Here is a 16,786-nt window from a genome sequence, read left to right on the forward strand (position 1 = left end):
TATGTTATTGATATTCTTCGACTGGTTGGCAAAATTCTATAGCCCGTTCGGTGTGTTTCATTACCTCACGCTGCGCACCATGCTGGGCGTGTTGACCGCACTGATCGTCGCCTTGTGGATCGGCCCGTCGATGATTCGCTGGTTGCAGTCGATCAAGGCCGGGCAACCCATCCGCAGTGACGGCCCCCAGTCGCATTTGTCCAAAGCAGGCACGCCGACGATGGGCGGTGCGCTCATTCTCGTGGCGATCGGTGCCGCCGTATTGCTCTGGGGTGATCTGTCCAACCGTTACGTCTGGATTGCCTTGCTGACTACCTTCGGCTTCGGCTTGATCGGTGGTGTGGACGACTACCTCAAGCTTTCCAAGCGCAACAGCAAGGGGCTGGCTTCCCGCTACAAGTATTTCTGGCAGTCGGTGATTGCGCTGATTGTCGCTGTCGTGCTGTTCAACATGGCCAAAACGCCGCAGGAAACCGGATTGATTATCCCGTTATTCAAGGATGTACTGATCCCGTTGGGTTTCGGCTACATCCTGCTGACCTATTTCGTCATCGTAGGTAGTTCAAATGCCGTGAATCTCACCGACGGCCTCGACGGCTTGGCGATCATGCCGACCGTGCTGGTGGCCGGCGGGCTGTCGGTGTTCGCCTATGTGACCGGTAATGCCAAATTTGCGATCTATCTGGGCATTCCCTTCGTGCCCGGTGCGGGCGAACTGGCCGTATTTTGCGCGGCAATCGTGGGCGCGGGGCTTGGTTTTTTGTGGTTCAACAGCTATCCGGCGCAAGTGTTCATGGGCGACATCGGTGCGCTGGCACTCGGCGCGGCATTGGGTGTGGTCGCGGTGATGGTTCGCCAGGAAATCGTGCTGTTCATCATGGGCGGGGTTTTCGTGATGGAAACCGTATCGGTGATGCTCCAGGTCGCCTCATTCAAGCTGACGGGCAAGCGGATTTTCCGCATGGCGCCGATTCACCACCATTTCGAACTCAAGGGGTGGCCTGAGCCGAAGGTCATTGTGCGGTTCTGGATCATCACCGTCATCCTGGTGCTGATCGGTTTGGCAACGTTGAAGGTGCGCTGATGGAAAAACACAGCCTCATTCTGGGTATGGGCACGAGCGGGCAATCCGTGGCGCGGCATCTGTCGCGTCTCGGCCTGCCGTTTGCGGCCGCCGATACCCGCGATGACGCTGCACTACGTGCCGACTGGCTGGCGCAGTATCCAGAGGTTTGCGTCACCATGGGTGCTTTGCCCGAGTCGCTCCTGGATAACGTGGCGGAACTCATCGTCAGCCCCGGTATCGCGCTGGATTTGCCCTTGATCATGTCGGCACGGGCGAAGGAAATTCCCGTGCGCGGCGATATTGACTTGGCCCTGCATGCGACCGATTTGCCCGTGGTGCTGATCACAGGCTCCAACGGCAAGAGCACGGTGACCGCGCTGGTCGGTGAGTTGCTGAATGCGGTTGGCGTATCTGCCGCTGTGGGCGGAAATTTCGGCACCCCCGCGCTGGATTTGCTGGCTGCCGGTGCACAAGTGCTGGTGCTTGAGGTTTCCAGCTTCCAGCTCGAATCGACCGACTTTGACAGCCTGCCAGCCGCACAGATGCCGGTGGCCGCTTCGGTGCTGAACATCAGTCAGGATCATCTCGATCGCCACGGCACGCTGGCGCACTACGCAGCAATCAAGCAAACCGTACTGCATAAAGCGTGTCGCGCCATATTGAACCGGGATGATCCCCTAGTGGCAGCGATGGCGGAACGGGCTTCGGGCGAAGTGATCCGGTTCGGAACGGCCACACCGACACAACCGGGTGATTTTGGCTTGATGACCATCGCAGGTGAATCATGGCTGGTGCAAGCTGTGGCGAATGCGCCCGCACTTCGGATTCTGCCTGTCCACGAGTTGGCTCTGGCCGGACAACACAACCAGATGAATGTATTGGCGGCCTTGGCGTTGGTACAGGCGGCGGTACCCGGTGTCGCATTGACCGATGAACGTCTGCTCAATGTGTTACGTACGTTTTCCGGCCTGCCGCATCGCGCCCAAACCGTGGGTGTCATCGATGGCGTGCGCTATATCGATGATTCCAAGGCCACCAACGTCGGCGCGGCCGTTGCGGCAATTGTCGGTATGCAACCGCCCTTGGTACTGATTGCAGGCGGTCAGGGCAAAGGTCAGGACTTTACAGCCTTGGCCGAATCGCTGGTCGGGCGTTGTGCCGGAGTGGTTCTGTTGGGGCAGGATCAGGCGGTTATCGCCGAAGCGCTCTTAAACCAGCCGGGCGCAGCATGGCCCGTTCGTCGCGTCAATTCAATGATCGAAGCAGTTAAAGCCGCTTCGGAAATAGCACCACCACAATCCACCGTATTGTTGGCACCCGCTTGCGCCAGTCTCGACATGTTCGTGAGCTATGTGGATCGCGGCCATCAATTTGCCGCTGCCGTTGCCGCACTGGCCGCCACTCATACACGCGGTACGGAGGTGGCCTCATGAACCATACCATGCAAAAACTGCTGCCCTGGTTATCCGCGAAGCCACAAGATGTGGAAAAAGTGCGCAACGAGAGCATTCGGCTCGATCCGATCTTGATGATTGCCGTGCTGGCACTGCTGGCGTGGGGACTTGTCATGGTGACTTCCGCCTCCATGGAATTGGGCGAACGTTTTGGCAATCCGTTCTTTTTTGTGATTCGTCAGTCGATCGCCGTGGTAATTGGCGCGGCCATCACCATTTGGCTGGTATTGCGGCAGCCAATCGCGCTGTGGGTTGAATACAAGTTGTGGATTCTGATCGCTTCACTGCTGATGCTGCTGGTTGTGCTGCTGCCAGGCATCGGGCATTCCGTCAACGGGGCCAACCGCTGGATTCCGCTCGGGCCGGTCAATATTCAGGTGTCCGAATTTGCCCGTTTGGGATTCATCGTCTGGATGGCCGGCTACATTGCCACACACACCATCAAGCTGCAAAACCGCATCACCGGGATGCTGGGGCCGGCGGTTGTTATTTTCGCGGCGAGCTTATTGCTGCTGCTGCAACCGGACTTCGGGACGACCGCCGTGCTTGCCGCCACCTTGTTCGCGATGGCATGGCTGGCGCGGGCGCAATGGCAGATGATGGTCGGTTCCACCGTGGTCATGAGCCTGCTGGGCGTATTCGTTGTGCTTTCCGAGCAATACCGCATTGAGCGCTTGCTGTCGTTTTCCAATCCCTTCGCGGATCCGTTCGGGCATGGCTATCAACTGGCCAATGCGCTGATTGCCATCGGCACGGGCGGCGTCTGGGGGCGCGGTCTGGGTGAGAGCGTGCAGAAACTCTCTTATCTGCCCGAGGCGCACACCGATTTTATTTTCGCCGTATTGGCAGAAGAGCTGGGGTTGTTCGGCGTGATTGCTCTGATTGCGTTGTACGGCCTCATCGTCTGGCGCGGGTTTGCGATTGCCAGCATGGCGTGGAAGGAAAATCAGATTGCCGGTGCCGCGCTGGCCTGGGGCATCAGTGTGTGGATCGGGATGCAGGCGCTGATCAACATGGGCGTGAATATGGGCGTGCTACCGACCAAGGGGCTCACCTTGCCGCTGATGAGTTATGGCGGTTCGGCCATGATTGTGGCATTGATTTCTCTGGGGTTTTTGATGCGAGTGCACCACGAGGCGGCCATGGTGGCCGAGCTGCGTGAAGCGCAAATGATGAAGCGACGGCAGGATGCATCGATGCGGACAAAGGAGGTGTCATTATGACCGGTCAGGAAAAACCTCTTGTTTATGTGATGGCCGGTGGCACGGGTGGGCATGTCATCCCCGCTTTGGCCGTGGCTCGTGGCCTTGCCGAAAAAGGCTACGCCATTCGCTGGCTGGGCACCACCGCGGGCATTGAGGCGCGGCTCGTGCCGGAAGCGGGCTTCCCGATCGACTGGCTCAAAATTGGCGGACTGCGCGGCAAAAACCTGCTGACTCGCTTACTCACGCCCTGGCGACTCATCCGCGCTGTATTTGCCGCAAGAAAATATTTTGCCCGCAACAAACCCGCCCTTGTTCTGGGCTTGGGCGGCTATGCCGCAGGGCCAGGCGGATTGGCTGCGCGTTGGTTGGGTATCCCGCTGGTGATTCACGAACAAAATGCAATCGCGGGATTAACGAATCGTGTGCTGGCCCGAATCGCCAACCAGACGCTTGCCGCCTATCTCACTGCGTTCCCGCATCCACCGCACAACTTCACGGTAGTCGGTAATCCGGTGCGCCCGGAAATTGTGGGGATGCCCGGTGTGGCGCAACGACAGATCGGTCAACGTGGCCCGGTGCGCGTTCTGGTCCTTGGCGGAAGTCTGGGTGCGAAAGCGCTCAACGACACGGTGCCATCCGCACTGTCGCGGGTCAGCCAGCAGGTGCCGATTGCCGTCTGGCATCAAACCGGGGCCAAAAACCTCGAATCCACCCAGACCAATTACACGCAATGCAAATGGGCGGAGGGCAGCGAATATCGCGTCGTGCCGTTCATCGATGATATGGCGCAAGCCTATGCCTGGGCAGATTTCGTGATTGCTCGCGCGGGTGCCTTGACCGTGGCCGAGATCAGCGTGGCAGGCATAGGGGCACTGTTCGTGCCGTTCCCGCATGCCGTCGATGATCACCAGACGTACAACGCCGAACCGCTGGTTCAGTCCGGCGCGGCGCTCTTGATGCAGCAGCGGGATATGACCGTGGAGCGAGTGGTCGATTCGCTTATTCCCGTGTTGAGCGACCCGGATCGGCTACAAGAGATGGCGCAGGCCGCCCGCGACCGTGCGTTGCCCAAGGCAACGGAAACCGCAGTGCGTATCTGTATTGAAACCATGAACAACAAGGCGGTAGCGAATGATTAACCCCGCCATGATTAATTCAGTCGGGGGCACCCATCGCCCCGTCGCCGATATCCGTATGCGCAAAGTTCGGCACCTGCATTTTGTCGGTATCGGCGGTGCGGGGATGAGCGGGATTGCCGAGGTGATGAAAACCTTGGGATTCACCGTGACAGGTTCGGATGTGGCGGAATCCGCAGCGGTCATCCGCTTGCGCCAACTCGGCATTCCGGTACAGATCGGCCATGCGGCTGAACATGTGGCTGATGCGGATGTCATCGTGATTTCCACAGCAGTCAAGGCGGATAACCCCGAACTGGCGGCGGCCAAGGCCAAACGCCTGCCGATTGTTCGCCGTGCAGAAATGCTGGCCGAACTGATGCGCTTTCGGATCGGTCTTGCCGTGGCGGGTACGCATGGCAAAACCACAACGACTTCATTGCTGGCGGCAATTCTGGCCGAAGCAGGCTGGGATCCGACCTACGTGATCGGCGGCAAGCTGCTGTCCAGTTCGTCCAACGCACGGCTGGGTCGCGGAGAATATCTGGTGGCCGAGGCGGACGAGTCCGATGCCTCGTTCCTGCACCTGCAACCGCATGTCGCCATCGTGACCAACATTGATGCCGATCATCTTGAAACCTATGAAGGCGACTTCGAGCGCTTGGTCGATCACTTCGTCGAGTTTCTGCACAACCTGCCGTTCTACGGATTGGCGGTGCTCTGTGCCGATGATCCGGTCGCAGCGGGTATCGCGGTGCGGGTTGGCCGACAGGTTTTGACCTATGGCATCGAGCAGCCCGCCGACGTGCGAGCGACCGAGGTGCACTCGGATGGTTTTGGCAGTCGCTTCGTGGTCAACCTGCCGAACCAGACTCAGTTTGACTGTCGTCTGGCCATGCCTGGGCGGCATAACGTGCTCAATGCGCTGGCGGCAATTACCGTTGCGCAGGATCTGGGTGTGCCGGTGCCCGCCATTTTGCAGGCGCTGAGCGGTTTTGAGGGTGTCGGTCGTCGGCTTGAGCGTCGTGGCGAGCTGTCGATCAAAGGCAAAACACTGCCGCTCATCGACGATTACGGCCACCATCCGCGCGAACTGGAGGCCACGCTTCAAGCTGTCCGTGCGGCATGGCCCGATGTTCGTTTAGTCGTGATTTTCCAGCCGCACCGGTTCAGCCGGACCCGCGATTTGTTCGAGGATTTCGTGCGCGTGCTATCCACGGTCGATCACCTCATTTTGCTGGATGTGTACGCTGCGGGCGAAACGCCAATTCCCGGTGCCGATGGACGCAGCCTTGCACGCGCGATTCGTAACCGTGGTCAGGTCGATCCGGTGTTTGTTACAGGCACGGATGAGGCGGCAGCAGTGCTGCCGGACATCATTCCGGACAACGAATTGGTGCAGCCCATGCTCGTGCTCACATTGGGCGCCGGCAATGTCGGCAGCCTGCCAGCCTTGCTGCTGAATCGGTATGGAGGGCAGGGCCATGCATGATCCCGCCGTATTTGGTCGCGTGTTGTTGCTGATGGGCGGGTGGTCGTCCGAGCGCGTCATTTCACTCAAAAGTGGCGAGACCGTCCTTGGTGCGTTGCAACGGGCCGGTGTCGATGTCACAGCCATGGATATCCGACGGGATTTTCTGCCCGAATTACTGGCCGCGCACCAGGCCAAGCCATTCGACCGTGCGTTCATCATTCTGCACGGGCGTGGCGGCGAAGATGGGCAGATTCAGGCCCTGCTCGATCTCTTGGGTATCCCGTACACGGGCACACCGATGGGTGGTTCCGCCATTGGCATGGACAAGCTCGCCTGCAAGCGGATCTGGCGCGGGGAAGGCTTGCCGACGCCAACTTGGGCCATTGTTTCAACGGAAGCCGAAGCGCAACACGCTCTCGAATCCCTTGGCCTGCCGGTAATGGTCAAACCGGTGGCTGAAGGGTCGAGCGTGGGTGTCGCCAAGGTGGATCGCCCGGATCAGTTGGCGGCTGCTTTCCGCGAAGCGGCGCGTTTCGGACAGGTGATGATGGAGCGCTACATCCGTGGTGGCGAATACACCGTGTCATTGTTGGGTGGCCGCGCATTACCCGTGATTCGACTCTCCACACCGCACGATTTTTACGATTTCGACGCCAAGTATCTGGCAAACGATACCGAATACACCATTCCGAGCGGGTTGAGTTCAGAGGAAGAAACCGACATGCAGGCCATCGCGCTCAAGGCGTTCGAACAGATCGGCGGATCGGGTTGGGGACGGGTCGATTTCATGCGTGATGAGCAAGGTCAGAACTGGTTGATCGAGGTCAACACCGTGCCGGGCATGACCGATCACTCGCTGGTGCCGATGGCGGCGCGGGCGGTGGGGATCGGGATCGAGGAATTGTGTCTTGGCATTTTGGCGCAGACGCTGCCTGCCGGGTCGAAATCAACCGAGGACGTCGCCGATGATCGGGAACGCGATTGACGATGGCCGCTGCAGCACGTCCCGTTCAGGCCAGACCAAAAACGCCAACACTCCGCGAGCAGTGGGATGCGTTTGCGCAAATGGCCGTACGTCTGCTTGCGGTGCTGTTCAACTGGGCAATCACCTTCGCCTTGTTGGGCTTGCTGGGTCTGGCGGGTTGGGGCTTCTGGCAGAAGCTTCAGGTGCCGGTGACGCACATCGTTGTGCAAGGCGCGACACCCGAGGCGAGCGCCCATTGGGTTCGGCAGGAATTAAGCAGAGTCAAGGGCGAAGACATCTGGCGGGTCGATCTTGCCGACGTACAGGCGCAGTTGCTGAAGAACACATGGCTGACCCACGCCGATGTGCGTCGGGTCTGGCCGGATACCCTGGTGGTGGAGATCGCGATTCATCACCCGATCGCGCGTTGGCAGGGCGACCAGTTGCTGGATTCCGATGGTTCGGTTTTCCAACCCAACGGCATGTCGCGCGGTCTGGTGAATACCGAGGCGTTACCAAACTTGAGCGGGCCGGATGGACGCCAATGGGCGGTCTGGGAGCGCTATCTGTCGCTCAAACCCGCCTTGGCGGCCCAAGGGTTGGAGATGACGGGATTGATCGAGAACTCCCGTGGTTCGCTGGATGTGATGTTGCAGGGCGGCACGAAAATCCGTCTGGGTACGGAGCAGATCGAATCACGATTGCAGCGTTTGCTGGATGTTTATCCCAAAACGCTGGCGGGCAAGTTCGATCAGATCGCAGTGATCGATCTGCGCTACACCAACGGATTTTCGGTGCAGTGGCGCAATCCGCCTGCGGCAGCGGAGAAAAAGAAATGATGCCAACAACCTGGCAATTAACCTGGAAATCGAGATAAGCACATGGCAATTGCAGTGAGAAAGGGAGAACGGGATTTGGTGGTCGGCCTGGATGTGGGCACCAGCAAGGTCGCCGCACTGGTGGGTGAGTACGACGCCGATGGCAACCTGAGTCTGATCGGGTTCGGACAATCGCCCACCAATAAGGGGCTGCGGCGTGGTTCGGTCGTGGATATCGAATCGACATCCTTCGCGATACAGCGGGCGATCGATGCCGCCGGTGCCATGTCCAATTGCGAGATCGGTTCGGTCTGGGTCAGCGTGGCCGGAGATCATGTCATCAGCATGGATTCCAAAGGCATGACGGGAACCGCCGGCCGAGAGATTACCGCAGCGGACATCCAGCAAGTCGTGCAGTCGGCCAAGGCCGTCAAGATTCCGGACGGGCAGCAGATTCTGTACAGCGAACCGCAGGAATTTAGGATCGACGGACAGGACGGCATCCGCAAGCCGCAAGGCATGACAGGGCATCGGCTGGAAGCCGACGTACATATCGTCACAACGGCCACCAACAACGTGCAAAACATCGTCAAGTGCGTGGAGCGTTGTGGTCTGGCCGTAACGGGAACCGTACTCGATCCGATTGCTGCGGCCACGGCGGTGCTCAACGACGATGAAAAAGAGCTGGGCGTCGCCCTGATCGATATCGGTGGTGGCACCACTGATATCGCCATCTATACCCGAGGCGCGCTGCGCTACACCACCGTGTTGCCGATTGCTGGCGAGCAGATTACCAATGACCTGGCCTATGGTTTGACCACACCGCCCGCGCAGGCGGAAGAAATCAAGCGAAAATTCGCCAGCCTGCACCCGCTCGACGATCGGGCGCAGGACGAAGAAATCGAAGTGCCCGGTGTGAGCGGCCGTCAGCCGCGACGGATTTCGCGCGACACCATGATGCGCATTTGCCGTCCGCGCGTGGAAGAAATTCTGGGCTATATCCAGGAAGCCATCCGCCGCTCCGGATATAACGAAATGATCAACGCGGGCGTGGTGCTCACCGGCGGAACCGCCGTGATGCCCGGCCTGGTGGAGCTTTGCGAAGATTTTCTGCAAATGCCCACCCGCCTCGGTTTGCCGCAAGGCATCAGTGGCAACCACGACGCATTGAAGAATCCAGCCAACGCGACCGGCGTCGGCTTGATCCTGCACGGACGCAGACTGGAGGCTCAGGGCGGAATCCCTGCGCCCGTCGGCGTGCAGGCTGAACCCGCGCTTGACCGGCTCAAACGCTGGTTCAAGGAACATTTTTAACCTGTTTTCATCCCCTCAATGGCCCAATCCATTGAATTTTTTAATTGTTTGAAGGAGACGACATCATGACTTGGAATATGGTAGAAATTCAGCACGAAGGCGCAAAAATCAAGGTCATCGGCGTTGGCGGCGGCGGCGGTAATGCCGTGGCCCATATGCTGACCAAAGAACTGGAAGGCATCGATTACATCTGCGCGAATACCGACTCCCAAGCCCTGCGCAAGAGTCAGGCACATTCCCAGCTGCAAATCGGCAGCAATATCACCAAGGGTCTTGGTGCCGGCGCCGATCCCGAGCTCGGCCGTCAGGCCGCGCTGGAAGATCGCGAACAGATCCAGGAAGCCATCAAGGATGCCAACATGCTGTTCATCACGACTGGCATGGGCGGCGGCACGGGCACGGGTGCAGCCCCTGTCATTGCACAGATCGCCAAGGATATGAACATCCTGACCGTCGCCGTGGTGACACGTCCGTTCAGCTTTGAAGGGAAAAAACGCACCAAGACCGCGCTCGAAGGCATTGCCGAACTCGAGAAACAGGTTGATTCACTGATCGTGATTCCCAACGACAAGCTCACCGCCGTCATGGGCAAGAGCGCTTCGCTGAAAGATGCCTTCGCCTCGGCCAATGAAGTCCTTTATACCGCCGTGTCCGGCATTTCCGAACTGATTACCCGTCCGGGTGAAATCAACCTCGACTTTGCCGACGTGCGCGCCATCATGACCGAAAAAGGTACCGCCATGATGGGTACCGGTATCGGCCACGGTGACAACCGTGCCGCCGAAGCCGCCGAAGCCGCCATCCACAGCCCGCTGCTCGACGACATCAACCTCACCGGCGCCGATGGCATTCTGGTCAACGTATCGTCGAACGGGGATCTCTCGATTGGCGAATTCATGGAAATCGGTGAACTGGTACAGGCACTGGCAGGCGACGAAGCGCTGGTCAAAGTCGGTACCGCGATTGATGAAAGTCTGGAAGGTTCGCTGCGTGTCACCCTGGTCGCAACGGGACTGGTACGCAATACCGCGATCGCAGAAGAGCGCAAACCTCGTGTCGTCGTGCACAACGAGAGCCCGCGCGCAGCTGTTCCAGAGCAGGAAGCACAAGCAGCGCCGGTACGTCATGCCGTGGCCCAGGTTCGCGGGAATACCGCGATCAATATGGACGTGATCGATATTCCTTCGTTCCTGCGTCAACAGGCGGACTAACCCATTGAGTCAAGGTTGGTTAAACCCGCGATACTGACGAGAGTGCGGCATGCGAAGGCATGTGCCGCCCTGTCGAGGGCTGCAGCGAATTCCTGTTCGCGTTTCGGCATCGAATAGATGTTGAAGCACGGCATCTGGACGCCCTGATTTTAAGCTTGGGTTTTGGCCACATGGTTGGGTAAAAGGCCGTCATTCATCCGGTCGGTTCTGTCGTCTCCGGAGCAGGACGGGTGAAGTGATGTCATCGACCGCGCAGCAAGGTTGGGCTTGCCGTGCGGTTTTTTTTGTTACTTGCAATATAATCGCCAACCTATCTTTTTAAAGCAGAGAGAGCAAAGGAGTGGAGATTATGGAAATGAATGTGCGCTTATGGACTGCGTTGACTTGTGTTTTAGCCTTGAGCGGCTGTGCTCAGGTAGCGCATCTGACCGAAGGAAGTAAATCGGATCAGGTGCAGGAAAGCCCCAATGAGAAACCGCAGGAGGTCGCCTCAGCGCCTTCTTCAACTGCCAAGAGCAAACCCGCAGCACAAGGAAGCTACACAGAAGCGACTGAGGCGGAATCAAAACGCGGTATTTACGGCAACCCACCGCGCAACAGTCCATTTGCCAAGTTAAAGCTCGGCATGTCCTCGAAACAGGTCACCGATTTAATTGGTGAACCAACGGATCAAAAATCCTATATGACTGGAAAGATCTGGATCCCCTTCTACTTCGGTAGTGATCGCGCCCGGTTGGAATACCGCTACAAGGGGCAAGGCGTGCTCACCTTCGTCGGTGGCGGTGGATTTGTCTCCAGCAACTTCACCCTGTATCGGGTGATCTACAATCCCAAGGAAGAAGGTTACGAGCACTGATTTCATCTGCTCTTGCTAAATAAAAACCCCCGTCCTGGTTCTGCCAGTTCGGGGGTTTTGTTTGGTGGGCCCAGCAGGACTTGAACCTGCGACCAATCGATTATGAGTCGACTGCTCTAACCAACTGAGCTATAGGCCCTGAGAGGTGCGCGACAGAGTGCCGCGTGACTTTCCGTTAGAGGTCAGTCGATATTCATTTCGATGAAGCTGCGCAGCCGCTCGGAACGAGACGGGTGACGCAGTTTGCGCAGCGCCTTGGCCTCTATTTGGCGGATGCGTTCGCGTGTGACATCGAATTGCTTGCCGACTTCTTCTAGCGTGTGGTCGGTGTTCATGCCGATACCGAAGCGCATCATCAGCACCTTGGCCTCACGTGGGGTAAGGGATGCAAGAATCTCACGCACAATCTCGGACAGGCTGGCATTGGTGGCCGAATCCATCGGCGAAATAGCGCTCTGATCCTCGATGAAATCCCCCAGATTGGAGTCGTCATCCTCGCCGATCGGGGTTTCCATGGAAATCGGTTCTTTCGCGATTTTGAGCACTTTGCGGATTTTGTCTTCCGGCAGGTCCATGCGCTCGGCCAGTTCTTCCGGTGTGGCCTCCCGTCCCATTTCCTGCAACATCTGACGGCTGATGCGGTTCAGCTTGTTGATGGTTTCGATCATGTGCACCGGAATACGGATGGTGCGCGCCTGGTCGGCGATCGAACGGGTAATGGCCTGGCGAATCCACCAGGTAGCGTAGGTTGAGAACTTGTAACCACGGCGATATTCGAACTTGTCGACCGCTTTCATCAGGCCGATGTTGCCTTCCTGAATCAAATCCAGGAATTGCAGGCCACGGTTGGTGTATTTCTTGGCGATGGAAATCACGAGACGCAGGTTGGCCTCGATCATTTCCTTCTTCGCGCGACGCGCCTTGGCTTCGCCCAAGGTAATCAGACGATGGACTTCACGGGTTTGTGCCACAGTCAGCTTGCTATCGCGCGCGACGGTGTTCAGCCGTTTTTGCAGCCGCTCGATTTCCGGCTGAACCTGAATGAATTTAGCCGTCGGCTTGCCTTTGGTCGCAATGTTGATCCAGCCGATATCCGACTCGTTGCTGCGGAATGCTTCGATGAAGGTTTCGCGCTTGAGACCACCTTTTTCGACGGCCTGATGCATGATTTGCTTTTCAAGCAGACGAATCCGGGCGATGGCCTGACGAATCTGTTCGAGCAGTTTTTCATTGAACGCCGGGTTGAGCTTGAGCTGGACCAGTTGGTCGGCAAGACTGGCAAGGTATTCCGGCGAGCGATCGTTGATATTTTCGGCCAGGCGCTTGATTTCCATCAAGTGGGTTCGTACGAGTTCAGGGTCGAGCGTGTTGTCGACTACCGCTTCTTCTTCGGTATCGTCGTCTTCATCCTCGTCGTCGTCGGTTTTGCTTGTTTTCCCCTCGATCACTTCCAACGGCTTTTCTTCGGCCTCTTCGGGGATTTCAACTTCAGGCTCGATGATGCCGACAATGACATCCTGCATACGTAGCTCACCGGCTTCGATCCGGGCGTAGTGTTCGAGCAGCGTTTCGATCGTCGGCGGATAGAAAGCCAGCGCGCGCGTGACTTCGATCAAGCCTTCTTCGATACGTTTGGCGATTTCAATTTCACCCTGGCGATTGAGCAGATCGACCGTACCCATTTCGCGCATGTACATGCGCACAGGGTCGGTGGTGCGGCCGAACTCGGCATCGACTTGAGATGCGAGCACGGCAACCGCTTCTTCGGTGGCATCTTCGTCGCTGGCAGCGCGGGATTCGTCGGCCAGGCCGAGATCATCGCCATCGGGTGCGACTTCGGAAACGGAAATGCCCATTTCCTGAATCATCCCGATGATGTCTTCGATCTGGTCGGCATCGACAAGGGCTTCGGGTAAATGGTCGCTGATTTCCGCGTAGGTTAGGTAGCCCTGTTCCCGGCCGCGAGCGATGAGTGATTTGATGCTGGCCTGCTGGTCTTCGTACATGTGCGGCATTCACCTGTTTGGCGTAAATTTTCGAACCGTAGATTATAGCGGCTCTAAAAAAAATTGCCGCAGTTTCTGAGGGTTCATTGGACTTAAGGTGTTTATGGTCAATGTGCGGTAATTCAATCCCTATGTAAATGCTGATTTATTCCCTCCTTGAAATAAATCAGCGCGCTCATCGCGGTACACGCCCGCGATGGCGCTCACGAATCAACGACTGACCGTCTTTGTTCGTGTTGGGGCATCCTGCCCCAAGCGGGAAGCACTGAATAAATCAGCGCTTCCCTATGACTTGTGATTTTTGCCTTGCTCTGCCATGAAGCGCGCGAGCGCCTCCCGTGATGCCTGTTTGCTGGCGGCATCCGCCTCGCTACGATGCAGTTGGATCAGGGTGTCGTGGAGGATGTCCTGTGCGGTTTCGGAGGTTTCTATGCCCTGAAATTCGATGGCGAGCGCGGTCTTCGTTTCTTCCGCTCCCCAGAACTCGGTGGCCGATTGAACCCACTGCGTACGCGGTTGTGATGCCAGCAGCCGGAACCCTTCGGGAATCCTGGCGTTGAACCAGACTTCCGGTGCCAGAACCCGCTGCAACAGATCGGGGTGTTTGAGCACAATCGAGAGAATCAGGGTCTGTTTGGCATAACTTTGCGGTTTGCTGCGCGGCAAGACGGGCTCGTTGGGCGCTGCGTTTTTTTTGTAAGCCGCACGCCACACGCCGGTGTGTTCGTTGATGCGGCGTTGGGTGATGCGTTTGAGCGCGCCGTCGGGCAGGGGGCGAATCCAGTCGTTGCCCAGCTTGGATTTTTTCGCCATGGCCGCCGTGTCCTGCCCCGGTTCCATTTGATCGAGCAGTTGCAGGATGAAATTGTCGAACGACAGACTGTGGTGCTCGATCAGCTCGATAAAAGCCGGTTTGCCCTTGGCCTGAATGAAGCTATCCGGGTCCTCGCCATCGGGAAGGAACAAAAAGCGCAGGTCTCGACCATCGGTGAGATGGGGCAGGGCGGCGTGCAGCGCCTTGGTCGCGGCCCTGCGGCCGGCGGCATCGCCATCGAAACAGAACACCAGTGCAGGGCTGAAACGATACAGGCTTTGTATCTGTTCGTCGGTTGTGGCCGTGCCCATGGTCGCGACGACGTTGCGCACGCCGTGTTGCGCCAGCATCACCACGTCCATGTAGCCTTCGACGATGATGACGCGGGCAGGTCGGGCGTCTTCGAGCCTTGCTTCATACAGGCCGTAGAGGTTCTGGCCTTTATGGAACAGTCTCGACTCGGGCGAGTTGAGATACTTGGGTTCGCCCGCACCTAAAATACGACCACCGAACCCGATGATCTGACCGCGTTTGTCCCGGATCGGGAACATGATGCGCCGCCGGAAGCGATCGTATTGTTCACCATCGTCTTTCTGCACGATCAGACCGAGTTCCAGTAGCTCATCACGCATTTTCGGCTGTGATTCGCAGTGGGCCAGCAAGAGGTTGCCATTGGGGGCGAAGCCCAGTTGGAACAAGGCCGCCGTCTCGCCATTAACGCCGCGTTGCTTGAGGTAGTCGATCGCTTCCTGATGCGCACGGAGTTGGCGCTTGAAGTGGGTGTTGGCGAAACTCATGCTGTCGAGCATGGCGGCCTGTTCTTCCAGCGCCTTGTGATCCACTTCGCTGACTGGCAGCGTCATGCCTGCGCGTATCGCCAGTTCCTCGATCGCGCCGCGAAAATCCCGATGCTCATAATCCATCAGAAAACTGACGGCATTGCCATGCGCCCCGCAACCGAAGCAGTGATAGAACTGCTTATCCGGGTTTACGTAGAAAGAAGGCGTTTTTTCCTGATGGAACGGGCAACAGGCCGCATATTCCTTGCCTTTTTTCTTGAGCGGCACCTGGGCGTTGATCAGCTCGACCAGATCCGTGCGGGCCAGCACATCGTCAATAAAGGATTCGGGGATGAAGCTCATGTCGCGCATTGTAGAGTAACCGTCAAATCTCGCCAGCGGGCTGGTGAGATCGGTCGAGAAGTTTTGTCGTTTGGTTTGTCAATCGGGCGCTGTGATTGGTGCTGGTCAATCGAATGATGTTTGACGGTGTGTTGCGGCTGCGCCAACGCTTGCCTCTTTGTCAGATTGTCCTTGTGTTCGTCTGGTGGCAAAAATGATAATTATCAAATTGTTATTTGGTTTACTTAAAGATGATGGGCAATTTGTATTTGTTGCTTGAGTGTTGTTGAATTTGCGGTCAAACTAGCAACAAAAAATAGCCGATCAATCGTTTTTGATTGGTCGCGAACGGCAGGATTCAAAGGGGTATTCCAATGCGATGGTCAAAATGGGTTGGATGGAGTTTTGCGGCCACGATGCTTGTCACGCCCTTGTGGGCGCAGGCTGCTGAAAAGTCAGCTGCAAAGCATGCGGCTGTACCTGTTCCTGAGGCAAAAACCGAAGATTTGTATGCGGGTAATAGCCTCGAGCGCTGGATGCCTAAAGCCGAGCGCGGGGATATTTTCGCTCAATATGTTCTGGGCCATATGTATTGTGTGGGGCAGGGCGTACCGAAAGATATGGCTAAGGGTTTGTCCTGGTATCAGCGCGCGGCTGATCAGGGATTCGCCCCGGGGCAATTGGCTTTAGGCACCATGTATTACAACGGTGAGGGTGTAAAGCAGGATTATACCCTGGCGGCCAAGTGGTTCCGCCTCGCCGCCGAGCGTGGCTATGACCGGGCACAAAGCAATCTGGCGGCGATGTACATGAATGGCACCGGGGTGCCGCAAGACTACACGCAAGCTGTCAAATGGTTCCGTGCTGCGGCCAATCAGGGTTATGCCACTGCCCAATATTCGTTGGGCAGGATGTATTCGGACGGCACGGGCATGAGCAAGCCGGATGTGGTGGCTGCCTACGGGTTGCTGCGTCCACTGGTGGAAAAGGGCAATACCGCCGCCGTCGCTGCCATGAAGGAGCTGCTGCCCAAGATGAACCCGGATCAGATCAAGAAGGGACAGGAGCTCGCCGCGCAGATTCGCGGCAAGAACCGTTTGAACAAGGCGTTGGACGCTTACGAGAAAGTCGCAATGCGTTGATTATGCGCGTTCGATCCGGGTTAGGGGCTTCGGCCCCTTTTTCGTATGCAGGTGCTGGTAAATGGGCTTAGGGAAGCGCTGATTTATTCAGTGCTTCCCGTTTGGGGCAGGATGCCCCAACACGATCAAAGACGTCAGTCTTTGATTCGTGAGAGCCATCGCGGGCGTGTACCGCGATGAGCGAGCTGATTTATTCCAAGGATGGAATAAATCAGCATTTACTTAG

General features: G+C 57.5%; 13 protein-coding genes and 1 tRNA gene. 11 read left to right on the plus strand and 3 right to left on the minus strand.

Annotated elements, in window-relative coordinates:
* Window position 1: 1 nt before the first annotated feature.
* From mraY to PHD44_RS00700, 10 genes are all read left to right on the plus strand, one after another.
* Window positions 2-1,084 carry a phospho-N-acetylmuramoyl-pentapeptide-transferase gene (gene mraY / locus PHD44_RS00655; protein WP_300186819.1) on the plus strand — a complete coding sequence of 361 codons (1,083 nt, stop codon included), beginning with the start codon at window positions 2-4 and terminating at the stop codon, window positions 1,082-1,084.
* Entirely contained in the window at window positions 1,084-2,499 is a 1,416-nt protein-coding gene (gene murD / locus PHD44_RS00660) for a UDP-N-acetylmuramoyl-L-alanine--D-glutamate ligase (protein WP_300186822.1), read from the plus strand. Before mraY ends, murD begins: the two co-directional genes overlap by 1 nt.
* Window positions 2,496-3,743, plus strand: coding sequence for a putative lipid II flippase FtsW (ftsW, locus tag PHD44_RS00665; protein ID WP_300186825.1), 1,248 nt, complete (start codon window positions 2,496-2,498; stop codon window positions 3,741-3,743). Before murD ends, ftsW begins: the two co-directional genes overlap by 4 nt.
* Window positions 3,740-4,864 carry an undecaprenyldiphospho-muramoylpentapeptide beta-N-acetylglucosaminyltransferase gene (gene murG / locus PHD44_RS00670; protein WP_300186827.1) on the plus strand — a complete coding sequence of 375 codons (1,125 nt, stop codon included), beginning with the start codon at window positions 3,740-3,742 and terminating at the stop codon, window positions 4,862-4,864. Before ftsW ends, murG begins: the two co-directional genes overlap by 4 nt.
* A 7-nt stretch (window positions 4,865-4,871) precedes the next feature.
* Window positions 4,872-6,332 carry a UDP-N-acetylmuramate--L-alanine ligase gene (murC, locus tag PHD44_RS00675; protein WP_300186829.1) on the plus strand — a complete coding sequence of 487 codons (1,461 nt, stop codon included), beginning with the start codon at window positions 4,872-4,874 and terminating at the stop codon, window positions 6,330-6,332.
* Window positions 6,325-7,299, plus strand: a complete 975-nt coding sequence (locus tag PHD44_RS00680) for a D-alanine--D-alanine ligase (protein ID WP_300186831.1) — start codon at window positions 6,325-6,327, stop codon at window positions 7,297-7,299. Before murC ends, PHD44_RS00680 begins: the two co-directional genes overlap by 8 nt.
* A 2-nt stretch (window positions 7,300-7,301) precedes the next feature.
* Window positions 7,302-8,117 (plus strand): cell division protein FtsQ/DivIB, encoded by an 816-nt coding sequence (locus tag PHD44_RS00685; RefSeq protein ID WP_300186834.1) that lies wholly within the window; start codon window positions 7,302-7,304, stop codon window positions 8,115-8,117.
* A gap of 42 nt (window positions 8,118-8,159) precedes the next feature.
* The gene (gene ftsA, locus PHD44_RS00690; protein ID WP_300186837.1) at window positions 8,160-9,410 is read left to right on the plus strand and encodes a cell division protein FtsA; all 1,251 of its coding nucleotides are present in this window, start codon (window positions 8,160-8,162) and stop codon (window positions 9,408-9,410) included.
* A 65-nt stretch (window positions 9,411-9,475) separates the two neighbouring features.
* Window positions 9,476-10,621, plus strand: a complete 1,146-nt coding sequence (gene ftsZ, locus PHD44_RS00695) for a cell division protein FtsZ (protein ID WP_300186839.1) — start codon at window positions 9,476-9,478, stop codon at window positions 10,619-10,621.
* Window positions 10,622-10,970: 349 nt separating this feature from the next.
* A complete protein-coding gene (locus tag PHD44_RS00700; protein WP_300186842.1) occupies window positions 10,971-11,477 on the plus strand; it encodes a hypothetical protein in 507 nt (168 codons plus the stop codon).
* A gap of 62 nt (window positions 11,478-11,539) precedes the next feature.
* Here the strand turns inward: PHD44_RS00700 and PHD44_RS00705 are convergent.
* The 3 genes from PHD44_RS00705 to dnaG all read right to left on the minus strand — a co-directional run bounded on the left by PHD44_RS00705 (window position 11,540) and on the right by dnaG (window position 15,448).
* A tRNA-Ile gene (locus tag PHD44_RS00705) sits at window positions 11,540-11,616 on the minus strand.
* A gap of 43 nt (window positions 11,617-11,659) precedes the next feature.
* Entirely contained in the window at window positions 11,660-13,483 is a 1,824-nt protein-coding gene (gene rpoD, locus PHD44_RS00710) for an RNA polymerase sigma factor RpoD (protein WP_300186845.1), read from the minus strand.
* Between the two features lie 285 nt (window positions 13,484-13,768).
* Entirely contained in the window at window positions 13,769-15,448 is a 1,680-nt protein-coding gene (gene dnaG / locus PHD44_RS00715; protein ID WP_300186848.1) for a DNA primase, read from the minus strand.
* Between the two features lie 344 nt (window positions 15,449-15,792).
* On the opposite strand from dnaG, the gene PHD44_RS00720 reads away from it, so the two are divergent.
* Entirely contained in the window at window positions 15,793-16,560 is a 768-nt protein-coding gene (locus PHD44_RS00720; protein ID WP_300186852.1) for a tetratricopeptide repeat protein, read from the plus strand.
* The last annotated feature ends 226 nt before the right edge of the window (window positions 16,561-16,786 follow it).

It is taken from the genome of Halothiobacillus sp. (assembly GCF_028710545.1).
GTDB lineage: Bacteria > Pseudomonadota > Gammaproteobacteria > Halothiobacillales > Halothiobacillaceae > Halothiobacillus.